The 18,160-nt window shown below is 55.4% G+C and carries 20 protein-coding genes and 7 pseudogenes; 24 read left to right on the top strand and 3 right to left on the bottom strand.

Annotated features, from left to right (window positions below):
• The first annotated feature begins 8 nt into the window (after window positions 1–8).
• From U5J89_RS12515 to U5J89_RS12480, 8 genes are all read left to right on the top strand, one after another.
• Window positions 9–1,928, top strand: a complete 1,920-nt coding sequence (locus U5J89_RS12515; RefSeq protein WP_322575975.1) for a RagB/SusD family nutrient uptake outer membrane protein — start codon at window positions 9–11, stop codon at window positions 1,926–1,928.
• 118 nt (window positions 1,929–2,046) lie between these two features.
• Window positions 2,047–2,643 carry a SusE domain-containing protein gene (locus U5J89_RS12510; RefSeq protein ID WP_322575974.1) on the top strand — a complete coding sequence of 199 codons (597 nt, stop codon included), beginning with the start codon at window positions 2,047–2,049 and terminating at the stop codon, window positions 2,641–2,643.
• A gap of 130 nt (window positions 2,644–2,773) precedes the next feature.
• On the top strand, window positions 2,774–2,908 hold the full coding sequence (locus tag U5J89_RS12505) for a hypothetical protein (RefSeq protein WP_322575973.1): 135 nt from the start codon (window positions 2,774–2,776) through the stop codon (window positions 2,906–2,908).
• Window positions 2,905–3,114, top strand: coding sequence for a hypothetical protein (locus U5J89_RS12500; RefSeq protein WP_322575972.1), 210 nt, complete (start codon window positions 2,905–2,907; stop codon window positions 3,112–3,114). The genes U5J89_RS12505 and U5J89_RS12500 overlap by 4 nt, the downstream gene beginning before the upstream one ends.
• A gap of 83 nt (window positions 3,115–3,197) precedes the next feature.
• Complete coding sequence (locus U5J89_RS12495; protein WP_322575971.1) at window positions 3,198–3,794, top strand: hypothetical protein; 597 nt, start codon at window positions 3,198–3,200, stop codon at window positions 3,792–3,794.
• 122 nt (window positions 3,795–3,916) lie between these two features.
• Window positions 3,917–7,045 (top strand): alpha-amylase family glycosyl hydrolase, encoded by a 3,129-nt coding sequence (locus U5J89_RS12490; protein WP_322575970.1) that lies wholly within the window; start codon window positions 3,917–3,919, stop codon window positions 7,043–7,045.
• An 11-nt stretch (window positions 7,046–7,056) separates the two neighbouring features.
• On the top strand, window positions 7,057–7,491 hold the full coding sequence (locus tag U5J89_RS12485) for a fibronectin type III domain-containing protein (protein ID WP_322575969.1): 435 nt from the start codon (window positions 7,057–7,059) through the stop codon (window positions 7,489–7,491).
• Between the two features lie 115 nt (window positions 7,492–7,606).
• Window positions 7,607–9,469: a glycoside hydrolase family 13 protein gene (locus U5J89_RS12480; RefSeq protein WP_322575968.1), complete on the top strand. Its 1,863-nt coding sequence runs from the start codon at window positions 7,607–7,609 to the stop codon at window positions 9,467–9,469.
• A 506-nt stretch (window positions 9,470–9,975) separates the two neighbouring features.
• On the opposite strand, the gene U5J89_RS12475 is transcribed toward U5J89_RS12480, so the two are convergent.
• Window positions 9,976–10,098: a hypothetical protein gene (locus tag U5J89_RS12475; protein WP_322575967.1), complete on the bottom strand. Its 123-nt coding sequence runs from the start codon at window positions 10,096–10,098 to the stop codon at window positions 9,976–9,978.
• On the opposite strand from U5J89_RS12475, the pseudogene U5J89_RS16075 reads away from it, so the two are divergent.
• The 15 genes and pseudogenes from U5J89_RS16075 to U5J89_RS16035 form a co-directional block, all read left to right on the top strand.
• Window positions 10,046–10,156, top strand: a pseudogene (locus U5J89_RS16075) (hypothetical protein); the annotation flags it as partial. The gene U5J89_RS12475 and the pseudogene U5J89_RS16075 overlap by 53 nt on opposite strands.
• The gene (locus U5J89_RS16070; RefSeq protein WP_416208535.1) at window positions 10,107–10,493 is read left to right on the top strand and encodes a biotin carboxylase N-terminal domain-containing protein; all 387 of its coding nucleotides are present in this window, start codon (window positions 10,107–10,109) and stop codon (window positions 10,491–10,493) included. The pseudogene U5J89_RS16075 and the gene U5J89_RS16070, both read left to right, overlap by 50 nt.
• A pseudogene (locus U5J89_RS16065) lies at window positions 10,402–10,789 on the top strand (hypothetical protein). The gene U5J89_RS16070 and the pseudogene U5J89_RS16065 overlap by 92 nt, the downstream one beginning before the upstream one ends.
• A pseudogene (locus U5J89_RS16060) lies at window positions 10,737–10,844 on the top strand (hypothetical protein); the annotation flags it as partial. The pseudogenes U5J89_RS16065 and U5J89_RS16060, both read left to right, overlap by 53 nt.
• 31 nt (window positions 10,845–10,875) lie before the next feature.
• Entirely contained in the window at window positions 10,876–11,529 is a 654-nt protein-coding gene (locus U5J89_RS12465) for a hypothetical protein (RefSeq protein ID WP_322575965.1), read from the top strand.
• A gap of 16 nt (window positions 11,530–11,545) precedes the next feature.
• Complete coding sequence (locus U5J89_RS12460) at window positions 11,546–11,902, top strand: hypothetical protein (RefSeq protein ID WP_322575964.1); 357 nt, start codon at window positions 11,546–11,548, stop codon at window positions 11,900–11,902.
• Window positions 11,903–12,710: 808 nt separating this feature from the next.
• Window positions 12,711–12,815 (top strand): annotated as a pseudogene (locus U5J89_RS16055) (hypothetical protein); the annotation flags it as partial.
• A 58-nt stretch (window positions 12,816–12,873) separates the two neighbouring features.
• On the top strand, window positions 12,874–13,914 hold the full coding sequence (locus U5J89_RS16050; protein WP_416208540.1) for a carboxyl transferase domain-containing protein: 1,041 nt from the start codon (window positions 12,874–12,876) through the stop codon (window positions 13,912–13,914).
• Window positions 13,915–14,412: 498 nt separating this feature from the next.
• A complete protein-coding gene (locus tag U5J89_RS12450; RefSeq protein WP_416208534.1) occupies window positions 14,413–14,712 on the top strand; it encodes a phosphoenolpyruvate carboxylase in 300 nt (99 codons plus the stop codon).
• Window positions 14,709–15,212: a phosphoenolpyruvate carboxylase gene (locus U5J89_RS12445; protein ID WP_322575962.1), complete on the top strand. Its 504-nt coding sequence runs from the start codon at window positions 14,709–14,711 to the stop codon at window positions 15,210–15,212. The genes U5J89_RS12450 and U5J89_RS12445 overlap by 4 nt, the downstream gene beginning before the upstream one ends.
• 172 nt (window positions 15,213–15,384) lie before the next feature.
• Window positions 15,385–16,020: a phosphoenolpyruvate carboxylase gene (locus U5J89_RS12440; RefSeq protein ID WP_416208533.1), complete on the top strand. Its 636-nt coding sequence runs from the start codon at window positions 15,385–15,387 to the stop codon at window positions 16,018–16,020.
• Window positions 15,999–16,118: pseudogene (locus U5J89_RS16045) on the top strand (phosphoenolpyruvate carboxylase); the annotation flags it as partial. The gene U5J89_RS12440 and the pseudogene U5J89_RS16045, both read left to right, overlap by 22 nt.
• Window positions 16,119–16,158: 40 nt before the next feature.
• A pseudogene (locus U5J89_RS16040) lies at window positions 16,159–16,326 on the top strand (phosphoenolpyruvate carboxylase); the annotation flags it as partial.
• Window positions 16,327–16,435: 109 nt separating this feature from the next.
• Window positions 16,436–16,687 (top strand): phosphoenolpyruvate carboxylase, encoded by a 252-nt coding sequence (locus U5J89_RS12435; protein WP_416208532.1) that lies wholly within the window; start codon window positions 16,436–16,438, stop codon window positions 16,685–16,687.
• Entirely contained in the window at window positions 16,680–16,835 is a 156-nt protein-coding gene (locus tag U5J89_RS16035; RefSeq protein ID WP_416208539.1) for a phosphoenolpyruvate carboxylase, read from the top strand. Before U5J89_RS12435 ends, U5J89_RS16035 begins: the two co-directional genes overlap by 8 nt.
• 32 nt (window positions 16,836–16,867) lie before the next feature.
• On the opposite strand, the gene U5J89_RS12430 is transcribed toward U5J89_RS16035, so the two are convergent.
• Window positions 16,868–17,143, bottom strand: coding sequence for a hypothetical protein (locus U5J89_RS12430; RefSeq protein ID WP_322575960.1), 276 nt, complete (start codon window positions 17,141–17,143; stop codon window positions 16,868–16,870).
• A 229-nt stretch (window positions 17,144–17,372) separates the two neighbouring features.
• Here U5J89_RS12430 and U5J89_RS12425 point away from each other — a divergent pair, with 229 nt between their 5' ends.
• Window positions 17,373–17,645 (top strand): DUF1330 domain-containing protein, encoded by a 273-nt coding sequence (locus U5J89_RS12425; protein WP_322575959.1) that lies wholly within the window; start codon window positions 17,373–17,375, stop codon window positions 17,643–17,645.
• Between the two features lie 34 nt (window positions 17,646–17,679).
• Here the strand turns inward: U5J89_RS12425 and U5J89_RS12420 are convergent.
• Window positions 17,680–18,160, bottom strand: a pseudogene (locus U5J89_RS12420) (dihydroorotase); the annotation flags it as partial.

Here is an 18,160-nt window from a genome sequence, read left to right as displayed (position 1 = left end):
CGACCATTATGTTTAACACAAAATTTAAAATAGTTTCGGTAGCACTGATTGCCTTGATGGCTGTTACTGCTACTTCGTGTACGGACGATCTCAATACTAGTCCGATTGATGACGATGTTGAAACATCAGAATCAGTATATACCGGGCCCGATAAGTACCGTCAGGTACTGGCTAAGTTGTATGCAGGTTTTGCCACTACGGGGCAGCAAGGCCCCGCTGGTGATCCCGATATTCAGGGCATTGACGAAGGCTTCTCAAGCTATCTTCGTCAGCTCTGGGTAGCCCAGGAAATTCCAACGGACGAAGCCGTTGTCGGATGGAATGACCCCGGCCTTCCCTCCTATAATTATCAAGGATGGACAGCCTCCAATGATTTTGTAATGGGTCTTTACAGTCGCATTTACTATCAAATTTCTCTGGCTAACGAGTTTATTCGTAACGCAAAAGGCAATGACAATCAGCAAGTTCAGCAGTATCTTGCAGAGGCTCGCTTCTTACGAGCTCTCAGCTACTGGCACGCGCTTGATATGTTTGGCGGTGGGGTCCCCTTTGTTACAGAAGATGATCCTGTTGGGGCCTTTCAACCGGAACCCATCGGAGCCCAAGAGCTCTTTAACTTCATAGAAAGCGAACTTAAAGCGGTTGTTGGGGACGGAGAAAATCCCGCCACACAACTATTGCCGGACCCTCAACAAAACGATTATGGCCGTGCCGATAAAGCAGCTGCGTGGACAGTTCTGTCAAAATTATACCTAAATGCGGAAGTCTATATCGACGAAGCCCGGTATGATGATGCTGTAACCTACGCAAATAACGTTATCGATCAAGGAGGGTATACATTGGAAAGTGACTATGGAAATCTGTTTCGCGCAGATAACCATGAAGCTAATGGCGTAATCTTTGCCATCCCCTTTGATGGTGTAAATACGCAAACGTTCGGCGGCACGACCTTTATTGCACATGCAGCAGTAGGCGGTAGCATGAACATCCAAAACTTTGGACTTGATGCCGCTTGGGCCGGTCACCGTGTTACACCGCAATTCGCTGATAAGCTTGACAACGGCGACCGCTTCAATGGATACATGACTGAAAATCCTGATGGGGATGATGAAATATATATACCCGGCGGTTACCAATCAGGCAGTGGTTATACTAACGACTGGAGCCCTGCTGATGCTCCACCCTTGGTTTCTGATAACAATGATGACATCTATACTGGTTACTTTTATGTGAACAGTGCAGGAGTTGAATTTAAATTTAAGGCTAATCAGGATCCTAATGACTGGACAGAAAACTGGGGAGACAATGAAGGCGACGGAACACTTGAATTAGGCGGTGATAACTTAGTAGCACAAAAACCCGGTCTTCATAAAGTCACCGTTAATCTCAACGATTTGACCTATGAGGTTGAAATAGCGAACAAGCAGAATTCATTATACACCGATGGCCAGGAAAAAGAAATTCCATCTGTTAAAGAATTAGCTGAATTTACCAATGGGTATGCGCTCAGCAAATGGAAAAATATAACCAAAAATGGTCAGACAGGATCTGACTTGACCTTTGTTGATATCGACTTCCCCATGTTCCGTCTAGCTGATGTCTACTTAATGTATGCCGAAGCTACCCTTCGCGGGAATTCCGGAGATGAAAACAAAGCTTTGACTTTAGTCAACGACCTTAGAGAACGTTCCTATGGTTCAGACATAGCAAACATCAGCTCCAGTGAGTTAACGCTCGATTTCATTCTTGACGAGCGCGCTAGAGAACTCCACTGGGAAGCGCATCGCAGAACTGATCTGAGAAGGTTTGGCCAGTACACCGGTGATGATTATGTCTGGGCTATGGAAAGGCAAGGATCCAAGCAGGAGCCGGAACCGATGAAAAATACTGAGATTTTCCCAATTCCATGCTTCGGATGTGAACTCTAACCTGAACCTCGAACAGAACCCAGGATACTAACCAGTCTGTTAAAATGATTTTAAATCTAAAAAGTGAATTATCATGAAGAAACTAAGTATACTATCAATAGCACTATTGGCTATCTTTGTGGTTAACTCCTGTGATAAGAGTGAACTTGGTCCGGTTGCAAATACTACAAATCCCGGCTCTCCTTCTATTACAACTCCGGAATCCGGACAGAGTTATACACTTACGGAAGAAAATGCCAATGATACCTTGATAACGATAGAGTGGAGCAAGCCGGACTATGGCTTCAAATCAGCTCCATCATTTAAGATACATATGGACTCGACTGGGCATAACTTTGAAGATCCTGTTCAAATAGCTAACACATCGAGAACTTCATTTTCCCTCACCGTTGGTGAAATGAACAGTACATTGTTAGGCGCGGGTTATCCATTTGGGGAACCATTAAGCCTTGACTTCCGGGTTATTGCTACACTTTCTGATTCTGTGGGTCAACAAGTCTCAGATCCAATTACTCTGGAAATTCAGGCGTATTCCGTCTGCCAATACTGCCCTACTATTTACGTACCGGGTGGTTATCAGTCAGCAAGTGGCTATGGCAGTAACTGGACACCAGGCGATGCTCCTGCCCTCACTACAGTAAGTGGTCAAGATGTTTATGAAGGTTATGTTTACATGGCTAGCTTCCGACGTAACCAATTCAAGTTCACTAGCTAGATGGCGATAACATGGACGACCAACTGGCGGATACCAAGATGGCGACAGCAAGGATGAACTTGAAGCCCCGGGTAGTAATATCGTAGCCTCTAATTCTGGATACTATAAAATAAATGTAGACATCAATAGCATGGCTTATTCTGTAACCGATACTCAGTGGGGTCTTATCGGTTCTGCTACATCAAACGGCTGGGATTCTGATGCAAGTACTAATGACATACGATCCAGAACGCATACGAGAGGTTATGGTCGATTATCAACATGATGCTTGTCCGTTCTGGCGACAATCAAATTCCGGGCCTAATGACGCTTGGAACTATAAATCTATTGGTGATCAACGGTGACAGATTGACGAACTACTTGAAAATGCTGGCGGTTCAGACAGTAATTCCCATCGGTTCTGCTGGCAATTACACTATTGAGCTTGATCTAAACAGTTCACCATACACTTACACCATCATTCAGAACTAATGCAATATTTTCATTAACCTTCAGATAAAAAGTCCACTCATCCTATTGATGGGTGGGCTTTTTATTAATTAATGGTCTCTCTTATGCGGCGCATTTCCACTACACTCCTGTTTTTACTGGGATTATTTATCACCGCCCAGGCACAAGTCATTACAACGGATCCCGAATTTCCGCTCCCGGGCGAATCGGTAACTATTACGTTTGACGCTACCGAAGGTACCGGAGGATTGGAAGGCTATACCGGGGACGTCTATGCTCATACCGGTGTTATTACTGATCAAAGCACCAGTAGCTCTGATTGGAAATATGTAGTGGCTGAATGGGACGAAAATATTCCCAAAGCGAAAATGGAACGCGATGCTGATAATCCGAATCTTTATACTCTCGAGATAACCCCTTCTATCCGTGAATATTATGGCTGTGCCCTGAGGGACGAAACGATCGAGACAAATGGCGTTTGTGTTTCGAAGCAGCTGACGGATCACGAGAAGGCAAAGCCGACAGGCGGCGAAGATATCTTTGCCGAAGTCTATCAAAACGAATTTAACGTAAGTATTACGGCCCCCTCGGATGATCCCGCTTTTATATCACAAGACAGTACGATTACCATTGAGGGTACGGCATCAACAAATACCGGTAACGAGCAACTTACCCTTTATATCAGACAGATCAGCAGGTAGCAACAAGTTCTAATAGACAATGCCTGCAATACAATTATAACGCTCAAAATGCAGGCAACTATGAAGTCAGGCTTGAAGGCACAGACGGCACAAATACCGACCAAGTATCACAGCAATTGGTTGTGAACCCTGAAGTCACCCAGCAAGCACGTCCGCAGGGTTTGCAAGATGGTATCACTTATGTGGATGACAATACGGTCCGGCTTTCGCTCTTTGCTCCCAATAAAGAATTTGTCTACGTAATCGGAGATTTTACGAATTGGGAAATTGATCCTAATTATTTTATGAATAAGGAGGAGGTCAATGCCGACAGCAGCTACTTCTGGATTGAATTTGATATACCCGATCCCAATAAAGAATACGGCTTTCAGTATTTCGTGGATGGAGAAATTCGTGTGGCTGATCCCTACTCTGAGAAGATTCTTGATCCCTTCAACGATCAATACATCAGCTCAGAAACCTATCCCAATCTTAATCCCTATCCCGAGGGAAAAACTGACAAAATTGTAGGCGTACTGCAGCCCGGTAAGCAGGACTACAACTGGCAACACAATAACTACGATCGCCCTGACAAAGAAAACCTGGTAGTGTACGAGCTCTTGGTTCGTGATTTTGTTGCAAACCACGACTTTAAGACGGTAACTGACTCCCTGGATTATCTACAGCAACTTGGCGTGAATGCTATAGAACTGATGCCTATCATGGAGTTTGATGCAAACAGCAGCTGGGGCTATAATCCCACTTTTCATCTGGCTACCGATAAATATTACGGACCGGCTGAGGATCTCAAAAGGCTGATTGATGAAGCCCACAGCCGTGGCATGGCCGTTATACTTGATATGGTGCTCAATCACGCCTGGGGCCCCTCTCCCCTTGCCAGACTGTGGAATGATGGGGACTATGGTAAACCAACAGCCCAAAATCCCTATCTCAATCGAGAACCAAAGCATGACTTTAATGTTGGCTACGATTTTAATCACGAAAGTCAGGCTACGAAATACTTTGTTGATCGGGTAAATAGGTTCTGGCTTGAAGAATTTAACTTCGATGGCTTCCGTTTTGATCTCTCTAAAGGTTTTACCCAAAACAATACGCTGGGTAACGTAGGTGCTTGGGGACAGTATGATGCTTCCAGAGTTCAAATACTAAAACGCATGGCCGACAAAATTTGGGCGACTGACGATTCTGCATATGTAATACTGGAACATTTTGCTGAAAATCAGGAAGAGCAAGAGTTATCTAATTACGGAATGATGACCTGGGGCAATATGCATCACAGTTACAAACAAGCCTCTATGGGATATCAGAGTGAAAGTAATTTCTCGGGGATTTATCATGAAAATAGAAGCTGGAATAATGCTCATTTAGTGGGATATATGGAGAGCCATGATGAGCAGCGTATTATGTACGAAAACCTTAATTTTGGCAATAGTAACAGTAGCGGCTCCTATGATATTACTGAATTAAATACCGCTCTGAATCGCATTAAACTCTCTTCTGCTTTCTTTTTCACCGTACCAGGCCCTAAAATGCTCTGGCAATTTGGTGAGTTGGGTTACGAGGTTGATATCAATCAAAGCGGTCGTACGGGTGAAAAACCAATTCGCTGGGAATATTACCAGGATGAGAATCGTAAAAAACTTTACGATACCTATAAAGCACTTATCCGGCTTCGCAATTCGCACGAAGCATTTACTTCTGAAACCTCCAATGTTACCATGGATGTAAATGGAACCACAAAACGTATAACAATCAGCCATCCGAATTTAGAAGTAAGTATAGCCGGTAACTTTGGCGTTACTGATACTGAGATGCAGCCGCAGTTTACACAAAGCGGCGATTGGTATGATTTCTTTTCCGGTGATACGCTGTCGGTAAACAACACCGATACAACGATTGCCATGAGTGCCGGCGAATTTCATATTTACACCACCCAGAAGTTTCAAGCTCCTACTGAGGATCTGCTTAGGTTTGTTCCCACGCAGATAAACCTGGACATTTCGCAATCGTTCGATGCCGCTTCTTCACCTCAGGATTACCGATTGATTGCCCTGCCCGGCCAAACTGTTGAACCCCTTGTAGATGTATTAAATGGCGACCCAAGTGTTGACTGGCAAGCATACTGGGATAATGGTCAGCAAGAAAACTACTGGGTTAAATATGATGGCAGTTCTACATTCAATATGAATTCCGGTAACGGTTTCTGGGTCACCAGCAAAGAAGATTTCACTTACGATCAGACCGTCCCTACTGTAGAGTTAAATGAGAATAATCAGGCTTCCATACCGCTGCACGACGGGTGGAATATTATTTCAAATCCCCTGCATACCGATGTGGCATGGAGTCAAGTATCGGCAGCAAACGGCGGTAACCTGCAGCCTCTATGGAGATTTGACGGATCCTACAGCGAAGCTGCCGACTTTATATCGGCTCGTTCCGGAGAAGCTTTTTACTTCTTAAATGATCAGGGATTAAATGAACTGCTGATACCATACGAGGAAACTTCATCCAAGAACAAAACAGAGGCTAAACAAAACGAAGTTCAACTCATTACCCAAAAGGATGGTGAGAAAACATCGTCAAGCAGTTTGACATTTGTTGACTCCGAAGAACCGCCTGCTGATGTAGTAGCTCCACCCTCGAGGTTTGAAGGCACATCACTGCGGTTTGCTGCCGATAATAACAAACAAAAGTCGTCACGGACCAGCTCATTAGCGCATGTTTTCCGAAATCAAAACAAGGAAGAACACCGATTGGAAGTTATTTTATTGGCCACGCCCAAAGAACCGGTTTCAATAAGCGCTAAGGGATGGGACAATAATCCCGGCATACAAATGGCATTGTTAAATACGGAATCCGGTCGTAAATACGATCTGAGTAATGAAAATGAAATAACCATTATCCCCGACAAAGAAAAAACCTCTATGTTGCTGGTAATCGGGGATACCCGTTACATCAACGAACAGCAAGAAGAACTTCTTCCCAAGGAGATATCAATAAATCCTAACTATCCCAACCCGTTTAATCCGTCTACTACCCTGCGGTTTTCGCTGCCGGAACAAACCGAGGTACAAGTGCAGGTATTTAATGTTCTGGGCCAGCGGGTCAGCACGTTAATCAATAATGAAACCCGTCAAGCCGGTGTACATACCGTTACGTTTGATGGGAGTCAGCGCGCCAGCGGATTGTATTTTGCTGTTTTTGAGATTGGAAACCAACGGTTTATCCAAAAGATGACGTTAATCAAATAACCAGGAATTTTATGAAACGGACATTTCTAATACCATCAATTGTTTTAATACTCTTTGGCTTCTTGGTGCTCACATCCTGTGGCGGTTCATCGACCGGCCCGGGCAATGGCGGAAACGGCAATAATGAAGCTCCTGCGGCTCCGTCGAATCTCGATGGAACTTCCGGAGACCAGGAAGTAGTGCTTACCTGGGATGCCAACAGTGAAGATGACCTGGCAGGCTATCATCTATATCGTTCTACCAGCAACATCTCAAGTATCTCGGGTATGGACCCCGTCAACGGATCAAATCTGATACAGAATGCTAATTTTACTGATACCGATTTGGAAAACGGAACCACCTACTACTATCGCCTTACCGCCGTTGATGAAAATAACAATGAAAGCAGTACGTCATCTCAATTGGAGATCACTCCTTTTTCGGATCCACCCGACCGACCTAGTTAATTATGTACTTAACTTAGATTGTTAACACTCTCTATTTCTCTTTTAAAAATTGAATATAAAGCGATTGTAGTTTTTATCACTAAAAAAATTGACCATCATTTTATCTGGCATTATTATGAAGACTAATATTCGATCGTTATTTATTTCCTTTATCTTCTCGCTCTTTCTTTTTGGATCCGTTAGCGCCCAAAATTATGCCATTGAACGCGTGGAACCCCTCCACTGGTGGGTTGGGATGGAAAATCCCGAGCTGCAACTTATGATGTACGGCCAAAATATTGGCGACCTCTCTCCTGGCGTAGACTATGAGGGCGTCTCTATTAAACGCATCCAAAAAGTAGAAAACGATAACTACCTTTTTGTCTACCTGAATATCTCCAAAGATACTAATCCCGGTCAGTTTGATATTACCTTATCAAAAGATGGCAAGCAGGAATTAAGTTATTCCTACGAGCTCAAAGAGCGGGAAAAGAATTCTGCCCAGCGAGAAGGCTTTAACTCTTCTGACGTCATGTACCTGATTACGCCTGATCGCTTTGCCAACGGAAATCCCGATAACGACAGCGTAGCAGGATATGTTGATAGCCTCGACAGAGATGACGACTACGGGCGTCACGGCGGTGATATTCAAGGTATCATTGATCATCTGGATTATATCGAAGAGATGGGTTTTACGGCTATCTGGCTGAATCCGGTACTTGAAAATGCTATGAAGAGTTCTTCCTACCATGGATATGCCACTACAGATTACTATAAAGTAGATCCAAGATTTGGAAGTAATGAGCTCTATAAAAAACTGAGCAAGGAGGCCGAAAAGCGAGGGATAAAGCTGATCATGGACATGATTATGAACCATTCAGGCTCTAACCACTGGTGGATGAATGACCTGCCGACCGACGACTGGGTACATTATCCCGATGAATATCAGCAAACCAATCACAGGCGTACGACCCTGCATGATCCCTACGCTGCTGAAATTGACAAAAAAATAATGACGGACGGATGGTTTGTGAAATCAATGCCTGATTTGAATCAAGACAATCCCCTGCTGGCTGATTACCTGATTTACAACAGTCTCTGGTGGATTGAATATGCCGGACTTAGAGGCATTCGGCATGATACTCATCCCTATGCAGGACAAGAGTTCATGGCTGAGTGGACGTGTCGCATTATGGAAGAGTATCCGAATTTTAATATTGTAGGTGAGGAATGGGGCGTTGATCCGCTTGTTCTTTCTAAATGGCAGCGAGGCAGCGACAAACCTAACAACTTTAGCTCTTGTCTGCCCAGCCTGATGGACTTCCCATTACAAACCTCTCTTATAGAGTCATTGACAGCAGAAGAAAGCTGGGATCAAGGCTTTATTGATGTCTATGAAACGCTCACCTTCGATTATGCCTATCCCGATCCATATAACCTCGTCATTTTTGCCGAAAACCACGACATGGATCGCTTCTATCGACAGGTTAATGAAGACTTAGATCTCTATAAAATGGGCCTGGCATACATTATGACGATGCGCGGCATCCCCCAATTTTATTATGGGACAGAGTTGTTAATGAGTAACGAAAAGGAACATGATCACGGGCAGATCCGCGAAGACTTTCCGGGCGGTTGGGAAAGTGATACCAAGAATGGCTTTACCGGTGAAGGGCTTTCTGACAAACAGAAAGAAGCTCAATCATTTGTAAAAAAGCTGGTCAACTGGCGGAAAGATAATCCCGTTATTCATACAGGTGAGCTTATTCATTACGCGCCCAAACATGACGGTATTTACGTGTATTTCCGTTATAATGAAGAAAAATCGGTGATGGTAGCCTTCAATAAAAACGAAGAGGCTATGTTGTTAAATACTGATTATTATTACGAGCGGTTAGATGGCTTTTCTGAAGGAACTGATATTATTACCGGCAAAACCTACTCGCTGGATAATTTAGAGATTCCTGCGCGTTCGGTGCTTATACTGGAGCTGGAATAGACTTATAAGAAATGTCCCTCACTTTTAAAGTGGAGGACATTTATTTTTAGAATGATATTTAAACTGATTGCCAAATGAATCATCAGGCTATGATTTACTAAGCTCACTCAAAGTGAGCTTTAATCTTGATTAGACTACCGAGGCATCGGTAGGATTTAATATTCCTTTATCAATCTGGATACGAGGGCAAACCCAGACATTGGATGGAAAAGCTTAGATTTTAAAGAATAATAGAATCAAAACACCCGGCACTTTTAAAGTGCCGGGTGTTTATTTTAGCTAAATTGAATAGATAAAGGATAAACAATCCGCAGCAGAGCTACGGATAGAGACAAGAAATTACAGATAGTAGATTTAGTTCTTCTCCCCGCTGCCCTGCCACTGCTTAATATTGATTCCGCACAAGAGGAACGAAACCAGATAAAATGATACTTTAAATCTCGTTACGTAACTCCGATAAATAACGCATTTTCTTATCCACTAACACCATCGAGTAAGGCAACCAGTCATTCTGCAGGCACAACAGCATCTGGATCATTCAGCTCCTGGGCAGCTTTATCATCCACAAAAATCATCATGAGAGCGGCAAATCTTTGCCGCTGCCGACGCGCTGCTCTGCACACGCGCATAGCCGACAATGCCCGGGAAATCGCCGCAGACGGCGACCCGGTGCGCGCCTATCTGGACGCCGCCGCCATTGTCGCGGCGGCCCAGGCCAGCGGCTGCGATTGCGTGCCGCCCGGGTTACGGCTTTCTCGCCGAGAACGCGGCTTTCGCCGAGCGCTGTGCAGCCGCCGGCCTCACCTTGGTCGGCCCGCCGCCGGCAGTGCTCGCCCTGTTCGGCGACAATGCGCGCGCCCGCGGTCTGGCGCAATACGCTGGCCATTCCGGTGATCCGGGCAGCAGGGAACCCCTCGACTCGCCGGAAGGCCATGGCCCTGGCCGACGAGATCGGCTATCCGGTGATGCTGAAAGCAGCGGCCGGGGGCGGCGGGCGCGGCATGCGCCGGGTGTCCGGCGGTGACGAGATGACCGATGCCTTCGCCCGCTGCCGCAGTGAAGCAGCCGCCGCCTTGGCGGATGGAGCGTTGTTCCTCGAACGGCTGCTGACCCGTCCCGCACATCGAAGTGCAGGTGCTGGCGGATGCGTCGGGTAATGTGGTGCACCTGTTCGAACGCGACTGCTCCGTGCAACAGCGTCGCCGGAAGTCCTGGAAATCGCCCGGCGCCGAACCTGCCGAGACGCTGCGCCGGCGCCTTCTGGACGATGCCGTGGCCCTGGTCCGCGAGGCCCGCTCTGGTCAACGCCGGCACCGTTGAATTTCTTGTCGAGCCGGAAAGCGGCGAGCACTTCTTCATCGAGTGCAATCCGCGCATCAGGTGGAGCACACGATCACGAGCAGGTCATGGGCGTGGATCTGGTGGAAGCGCGACTGCGCATCGCTGCGGTGCCAGGCCTCGCCGATCTCGGCCTGGCCGATCAGGACGCCATAGCCGCGCCGCGGCGTTTCGCCGTGCAGCCAGGGTGGTGGCCGGGGCGCGGGTTGTCGAGCGGTTACGAGCCGTCCGGCCATCGCGTCGACGCCTGCGGCTATCCGGGCTATACGCCCCCGCCTCAGTTCGACCCGCTGCTGGCCAAAGTCATCGGCACGTCCAGCGCCCTGGGCCCGGCGGCTGCCGACGCCATGCAGACCGCCTACCACGGCGCCCTCGACCGGACGCTGCGGGCTCTGGACGAGTTCCACATCGCCGGGCTGCCCGCAACCTGGCCGAGCTGCGCGCCATCCTCGACCATCCAGCCGTGCGCGACGGTGACGCCCGCGTCGACCTGCTCGACGAAGCCGGCGATGCCCCTGCAGAACGCGCCGACAGCGAACGGCCGGGCATTGGAACTCCTGGCTCTCGCGGACACCGCGGGGCGGGCGGAGTCCTGTCCTGCAGTTCGGCGACCTCCAGCCTGCTCCCGAGAAAACCAGCAGCCCATATGCGCTCCGATGGATGGTCATGTCATAGAGCTCTGCGTAGCCCGGGCGACCAGGTCAACGCCGGCGACCCGGTAATCATCAGTGCCATGAAATGGAAACGGTCATCAACGCCGAGCACTCCGGGGGCGAGATCGCCGCGATGCTGCCCCTGGAACCGGGCGCCCATGTCTCCGCGGGTCAGGTCATCGCCCTGATCACGCCCGCCGCCGACGGCCAGGCCCGATCCTCCGCCGAACGCCCGGCGCAGGACACCTGGGCCGATGTGCTCGATGAAGTCCACACCCTCCAGCGGCTGGCCCACGAACGCCTGGCCGCCGGCTCGACCGAACCCGGCGTGGTCCGCCAGCGCGACCGCGGCAAACTCACCTGCCGGGAGCGCATCGACGCCGTGCTCGACGCCGGGTCGTTCCGCGAAGCGGGCAGCATCCGCGGGCTTCGCCTCCCATGACGCAGACGGCCGGGTGGCGGCCTTCACCCCCGCCAATCACGTGGGCGGCTGGCGCACCATCGACGGCCGCATGGCCGTCGTACTGCGCCGACGGCACTTCACCTCCCGCGGGGCGGCCATGCCGACGGTGCCATCGGGCCAGAAGAGCCGCTATCTGGAAGAACTCTCCGTGCAGATGGAAGTACCGTCCCTGCGGCTGCTGGACGGCTCCGTCGGGCGGCGGCAGCGTGGCCGCCAGTGGGGTGCCTCGGCCAGCGGGAAGGGGCCAGCCGCGCTCAGGAGTCGAGCGGCCACGTCGCCGCCGGACGCCCGCGGGTGGCGGGTACGGGCGGAGACCGTTCCTGCCCGGGCACCTGGGCAGCACCCAATACGCAGCAACAACTCGCCACCACGTACCGGTGGTAAACCTGCTGCTCGGCAGCGTGGTAGGCATCGGCGCCGCCGTAGGCCGTGCTCGGCCACTTCTCGGTGATGGTCCGCGACATCGCGCAAGCTGTTCGCGGCCCGCCCGCCGGTGGTCCGCCACGCCATGGGCTACGACATCAGCGAAGAAGACCTGGGTGACTGGCGCGTCCAGTTGCCGCCAGCGGCTCGGTGGACAATCCGGCGGATACCGAAGCCGATGCCCTCGCCCAGTGCCCGGCGCTTTCTGTCCTACCTGCCGGGCTCCGTCTACCGAGGAAGCGCCGCCGGTGCTGCCGTCGGACCCCGGCGACTCGCCGGAACGCCGGGCCCGTGATCCGTTCGGCCGCCGCGAGGAAGAACTGTTCACCCTGCATTCCGGCGTAAACGCACCACCACCTTCGACATGCGCCGCGCGATCAGGCTGATGGCCGATACCGATTCGTTCTTCGAGATCGGACCCCTGTGGGGGACGGACCAGATCACCGGCTTCGTGCGCATGAACGGCCACACCCTGGGCGTGATCGCCTCGGATTCCCGTCACCCCAACGGCGGTGCGCTCACCGCGGATGGCTGGCAGGAAGCTCACCCGGCACCTCGACCTGTGCGACCTGTTCCACATCCCGCTGTTGAACCTGGTGGACAACCCCGGCTTCGCCGTAGGCGTCGAGCACGAACAGGCCGGCACCATCCGCGCCGGCGGCCAGTGGATGATCGCCTTCGCCCAAGATACCGCAGTGCCCATTTTCACCGTGATCATGCGGCGCAGCTTCGGCGTCAGCCGGCAACAACTACGCACACCGCCGCGGGCGGCGCCGTCGGTGCGGGTGGTCTGGCCCGCGGCCGACGCGGGCGGCCATACCGCCGGAAGGCGTGCGTCCAGGCAGCCTACAAACGCCAGCTTGCCGAAGCCGAAGACCCGGAGTCGCTGCGCGCCGAGGCCCATGGCCCGGATCGAGAGTGCGCGCGGCCCCACCGGCCCGCTATCGAAGTTTCAGATGGAAGAGATGGATCGACCCGCGGGATACACGTCGGCTGGTTCGCGAAGTGGGTGGCCACCGCCTACCGGATCGTGGCACGCCGACCGGGACAGCTGGGCCCGCGGGCCCTGCAGTTCCGGCCGTAGGGCGCGGGGCGCCGCCGCATCCGCCTGTTCCTGTCCGACAGGCGGTTATCGCCGAACAATGGACAGCAGCATGATGCCGCCCGAGCAATCCGCCAGTAGGCCGAGCAACCCACGGAGCATCCGCCACCATTCGAACGGCCACCGCCGCCATTCTGCTGCTGATCGCCCGAACCGCCCAGGCAGACGCGTTTTCCGAAGCAGCCGACCGCTTCCGCGATGCCGGGGCCAGCGCGCAGGTTCTTCGACGATTCGTACGGCTACGCCATCTTCCCCCGCGTCGCCAAGGCCGGGTTCGTCGTCGGCGGAGACGCGGCACCGGCCGCGGTCTATGTCGACGGCAGGCCGTGGAGTGAGCCACCTTGACGCAACTCACCGTCGGCTTTCAGGCAGGCGCTCAGGCCCATTCACAGATCATCTTTTTCCAGGACCGGCGCGCGTTCGAGGAATTCAGCGGCCGGCGGCTTCGAGTTCAGCGGCCAGATGAACGCCACCGTGATCACGGCCAGCGCCCAGGCCGGCGCGCGCAGCCCAGGGCGCCGGGGCCGGCGCCGGCGGCGGCCGCAATGGCGGCCAGGCTTCGCCGGCGGCTGCTACGAAGGAGTATGGCCGCGTTCATCATCACCACCGGCGGGCTGATGCTGGAAGCGAGCGCGGGCGGCCAGCGCTTCACCTACACGCCCCCGAGCAGGGCAGCCCGCCGCCCGCGTCAGCGCCCTGCCGCCGCCCGCCGTATGCTTCCAGCCATGAGCGCGGAGCCCGGACAACCCGGCCAGCAAGCTCCGGCACCTGGAAGCGCCGCGGCTGCGTGACGACGTCCGCGAGCTCGGCCACATCCTCGGCCGGGTCATCGCCGACGCCCGCGGCGAGGCATTCCTGGAACGCATCGAGACCATCCGCGCGCTGGCCAAAGACGCGCGCAACGGCGACGCCGCCGACTGGGAACGGTTGAGCGCCGTACCTCGCCGACGTCCCCGCCGACGACATGGCCGACGTGGCGCGGGCCTTCAACCAGTTCCTCAATCTCGCCAACATCGCCGAGCAGCACCATCTGACCCGGCCGCACCGCGACCGCACGGTGCTGCTGTCGCTGCCCGACCACGCGCGCCTGGCGGAGACCCTGGCGGACCTCGACATCGAGCTGGTGCTCACCGCCCACCCCACCGAAGTGCTGCGGCGCGCGCTGATCCAGGACATGCCACGCCATCGCCGCAGCGCGCGCCTGGCCACCCGCGACCAGGAAGGCGCCGGCGGCGATACACGGAACGCGACCTTGCGCGATTGATCGCCGAGGCCTGGCGCACCGAACCGAAATGCCGCCAGACCCGGCCGAGCCCCCAGGACGAAGCGCGCTGGGGATTCGCCGGTGGTGGAGTAGTATCTCTGCGGGACGCGCTGCCGGCGCTGACGCGCGAGGTCGATGCATATGCCCTCGCGGAACGGGGCCTGGACCCCCTGGCCCTGGATGCCGCGCCGGTACGTTTCGCCACCTGGATGGGCGGCGACCGCGACGGCAACCCCAACGTCACCGCCGCGGTGACCCGGGAAGTGCTGATGCTCGGGCGCTGGATGGCGGCGGATCTGTTCCTGCGCGACGTGGAAGCCCTGCGGTCGTCCCCGTCCATGCGCCGCTGCAGCGCCGAGCTGGCCGAGCGGGTGGGCGAGACCGGGCGAACCCGACCCGCGCCCTGCTCGAGCAGGTGCGCGACCGGCTTGCTGCGCGCCCGGAGTGGGCCGCCGCCCTGCATCCCGACCCGCCCGGCGAGGCGGATGCCGTCTATCTGACCAGCGGCGAGCTGTTCGAGCCCCTGGCACCGTGCCACCGCTCGCTGGTGGATGCCGGCATGGCGACCGTCGCCAACGGCCCGCTGCTGGATACCCCGCGCCCGCGTGGCCGCCTTCGGCGCGCACCTGGTGGCGCCTGGACATCCGCCAGGACGCCGAACGCCACGCCGCCGTGCTCGACGAGCCTGACCCGCTATCTGAACATTCTGCGCGACGACGCCAGCTACGCCGACTGGCCGGAGCCGGAGCGGCGAGCAGGTTCCTGCTCACCGAACTGGAACGCCGCCCCTGTTCCCCGGCCCGCTGGCCGCTGAGCGCCGAAAGCGAGGAAGTCCTCGCCACCTGCCGGACCATCGCCCACGGTGACGGCGCCGGAATCGCCCAGTACGTCATATCCATGGCCGCCGCGCCCAGCGACGTGCTGGCGGTGATCCTGCTGCTGCGCGAATGCGGCCTGGAGCGCGATCTGCCCGTGGTGCCTACTGTTCGAAACCCTGGCCGACCTCGAGGGCGCCGCCGCCAGCGTCGACGCCCTGCTGTCCCTGCCCTGGTATCCACGGCTACGCCGGCGGCTACCTGGCAGGTGATGATCGGCTCTTCGGATTCCGCCAAGGACGCCGGTCAGTTCGCCGCCGCCTGGGCCCAGTACCGGGCCCAGGACCGGCTGGTGGCCGTGGCCGAGCGGTACGGCGTGCGGCTGGCGCTGCTCCACGGCCGCGGCGGAGCCGTGGGTGCCGCGGCGGCGGCCCGGCGCAGGCGGCCATTCTCTCCCAGCCGCCGGGCTCCGTGGCCGGATCGCTGCGGGTGACGGAACAGGGCGAAATGATCCGCTGGAAGCTGGGCCTGCCGAGCCTGGCCGTGCAGACCCTGCGCCGTTACCTGAGCGCCACGCTGGAAGCCACCCTGAAACCGCCGCCGGCGCCCACCCAGGCCTGGCGCGACAGCATTGCCGGCATGTCCCAGCACCGCGCTCGCCTCCTACCGCGCAGTAGTCCGCGAGGACGAACGCTTCGTCGAGCTGTTCCGCTCCCTCACCCCGGAACAGGAGCTGGGCATCCTGGCACTCGGCAGCCGCCCGGCGCGGCGCAAGCCCAGCGCCGGAATCGACAGCCTGCGCGCCATTCCGTGGGTGTTCGCCTGGACCCAGGTGCGGCTGATGCTGCCGGCGTGGCTGCGGCACCGACACCGCCCTGCACGAGGCCCTGGAACGCGGCGAAGGGCCGGTGCTCGGCGACATGCTGGAGTGGCCGTTCTACCGCATGCAGACCGACATGCTGGAGATGGTGCTGGCCAAGGCCGACGCGACCCTGGCGCGCTACTACGCCGAACGACTCACGGACGACGAGCAGCAGCACATTGTCGACGGCCTGTGCAATCGCCTGGCCGGCCTCACCGACGACCTGCTACGCACCACCGGTTCCGCGCAACCTGCTGGCCAACGACCCGGAGCTGGCGGAATCGCTGTACGTGCGTGACGCCTTGCTGCTGGATCCGCTGCACCTGCTGCAGGCGGGACGCGCCCGGCCCGCTGGCCACGCGAGACCCAGTCACCGGGAGGCGGTGGAGCAGGCGCTGCAGGTGACCATGGCGGGGATTGCCAGCGGATTGCGGAATACGGGGTAGGCGAGACGGGTCGACTGCCACCGCTTCCAGAATCAAGTCTCTGATGCACCCCGTCGCCGTGCGGCTTCGATCACCGAACGATGCTCCGCCCAATCCGGTTCCTCACCGTCCCCAGCTCGGGTATCGCAGGCGACGAAGAATGCCTGCAGGTCTTCCACCGATTCGAATTTCCCGGCTTGTGCCTGGCGTTTCAACCGGTCCTCCGCTGCGGCGCGAAGCCACGCGCTCAAGGACAGGCCTTCACGGCGTGCCTGATGCACGTACCGCTCACGATCCTGGTCACGCATCACCAGTTCCACTCTGGCCATACTCGTCATCATCGCTACAGTTACACATATACTTTACACGACTATTCTCCGCGTTCTGGTCTGCAACCGGCAACTGCACCTTTGATGCTCATGGATTTGCTTTTGACCTGGCCACCATGGATTCTGAGCATGACCGGCAGCACTATTTGTACCGTCGCCACGCAGTCACGGTGCATCCTGCTATTACCGGACACCGGCACAGACGTAGTGACTGGACGCGCGCAGCGCTGTGACTTCAGAGATCCATGATCGAGACCGGCACCAGCGCTACGAAGAGGGGTTCATGGACATCTTCTCGAAATACCAGGGCACGCTGCTCGCCGTGGACGAGGCGCCGACAGTGCTCGAGGGCGAGTGGCCCTGGACCCGCACCGTGCTGCTCGAGTTTCCCGATGAAAACAGCTTGCGCGCGTGGTACGACTCCGAGGAATACCAGGCCCTGGCGCAGCATCGCTTCGCGGGGTCGCAGGCGAGCATAGCGATGGTGAAGGGCCTGGAGTAGAACGCCTGGGGCGAGCGGCGTACCGCCGGCACGATCAGTCTGCCAGCCGCCAGGCCAGAGTCTCGCCCGCGCGAAACGGCACCACCGCCGTCTCGCCCATGCCGCAGATATCGGGCACGGTCTGCTCCCGGCGCTGCAGGGTCACTGTGTCCTCGTTCACGGGCAGATCGTCAGAAGCGCGGCCCGTTGATGGAGGCGAAGGCCTCGAGCTGTTGCAGCGCGCCTTCCGCCTCGAAGGTGGCGGCGTAGCTCTCCAGCGCCACCGGGGCGCTGAAGATGCCGGGCGCAGCCGCAGGCGGGCTTCCTTGTCGAGCGCGCGTCCGGGGCGGTGTCTGCTGCCGAGAAAGAACTTCGCGCTGCCCGACGTGGCGGCCCGGCGCAGCGCCTGCCGGTGCTGCTCGCGTTTGGCCACCGGCAGGCAATACAGGTGCGGGCGCACGCCGCCCACCAGCAGGTCGTTGCGGTTGATCTCGAGATGATGGGCGGCGACGGCGGCCGCCACGGTGTCCGGCGCG

Origin of the sequence: Fodinibius sp., from assembly GCF_034521915.1 — a bacterium.
Lineage (GTDB): Bacteria > Bacteroidota > Rhodothermia > Balneolales > Balneolaceae > Fodinibius.
This window is presented reverse-complemented; position numbering and strand designations above follow the sequence as displayed.

Coding starts and splice junctions, on each gene's coding strand:
- U5J89_RS12475 (WP_322575967.1), bottom strand. CDS start 10,098: ATGCGCGTGTGCAGAGCAGCGCGTCGGCAGCGGCAAAGATTTGCCGCT.
- U5J89_RS12450 (WP_416208534.1), top strand. CDS start 14,413: ATGGCCGACGTGGCGCGGGCCTTCAACCAGTTCCTCAATCTCGCCAAC.
- U5J89_RS16070 (WP_416208535.1), top strand. CDS start 10,107: ATGCCCGGGAAATCGCCGCAGACGGCGACCCGGTGCGCGCCTATCTGG.
- U5J89_RS12430 (WP_322575960.1), bottom strand. CDS start 17,143: ATGGCCAGAGTGGAACTGGTGATGCGTGACCAGGATCGTGAGCGGTAC.
- U5J89_RS12460 (WP_322575964.1), top strand. CDS start 11,546: ATGGAAACGGTCATCAACGCCGAGCACTCCGGGGGCGAGATCGCCGCG.
- U5J89_RS12505 (WP_322575973.1), top strand. CDS start 2,774: ATGGCTTATTCTGTAACCGATACTCAGTGGGGTCTTATCGGTTCTGCT.
- U5J89_RS12495 (WP_322575971.1), top strand. CDS start 3,198: ATGCGGCGCATTTCCACTACACTCCTGTTTTTACTGGGATTATTTATC.
- U5J89_RS16050 (WP_416208540.1), top strand. CDS start 12,874: ATGGCTGGCAGGAAGCTCACCCGGCACCTCGACCTGTGCGACCTGTTC.
- U5J89_RS12465 (WP_322575965.1), top strand. CDS start 10,876: ATGGGCGTGGATCTGGTGGAAGCGCGACTGCGCATCGCTGCGGTGCCA.
- U5J89_RS12515 (WP_322575975.1), top strand. CDS start 9: ATGTTTAACACAAAATTTAAAATAGTTTCGGTAGCACTGATTGCCTTG.
- U5J89_RS12480 (WP_322575968.1), top strand. CDS start 7,607: ATGAAGACTAATATTCGATCGTTATTTATTTCCTTTATCTTCTCGCTC.
- U5J89_RS12485 (WP_322575969.1), top strand. CDS start 7,057: ATGAAACGGACATTTCTAATACCATCAATTGTTTTAATACTCTTTGGC.
- U5J89_RS12500 (WP_322575972.1), top strand. CDS start 2,905: ATGATGCTTGTCCGTTCTGGCGACAATCAAATTCCGGGCCTAATGACG.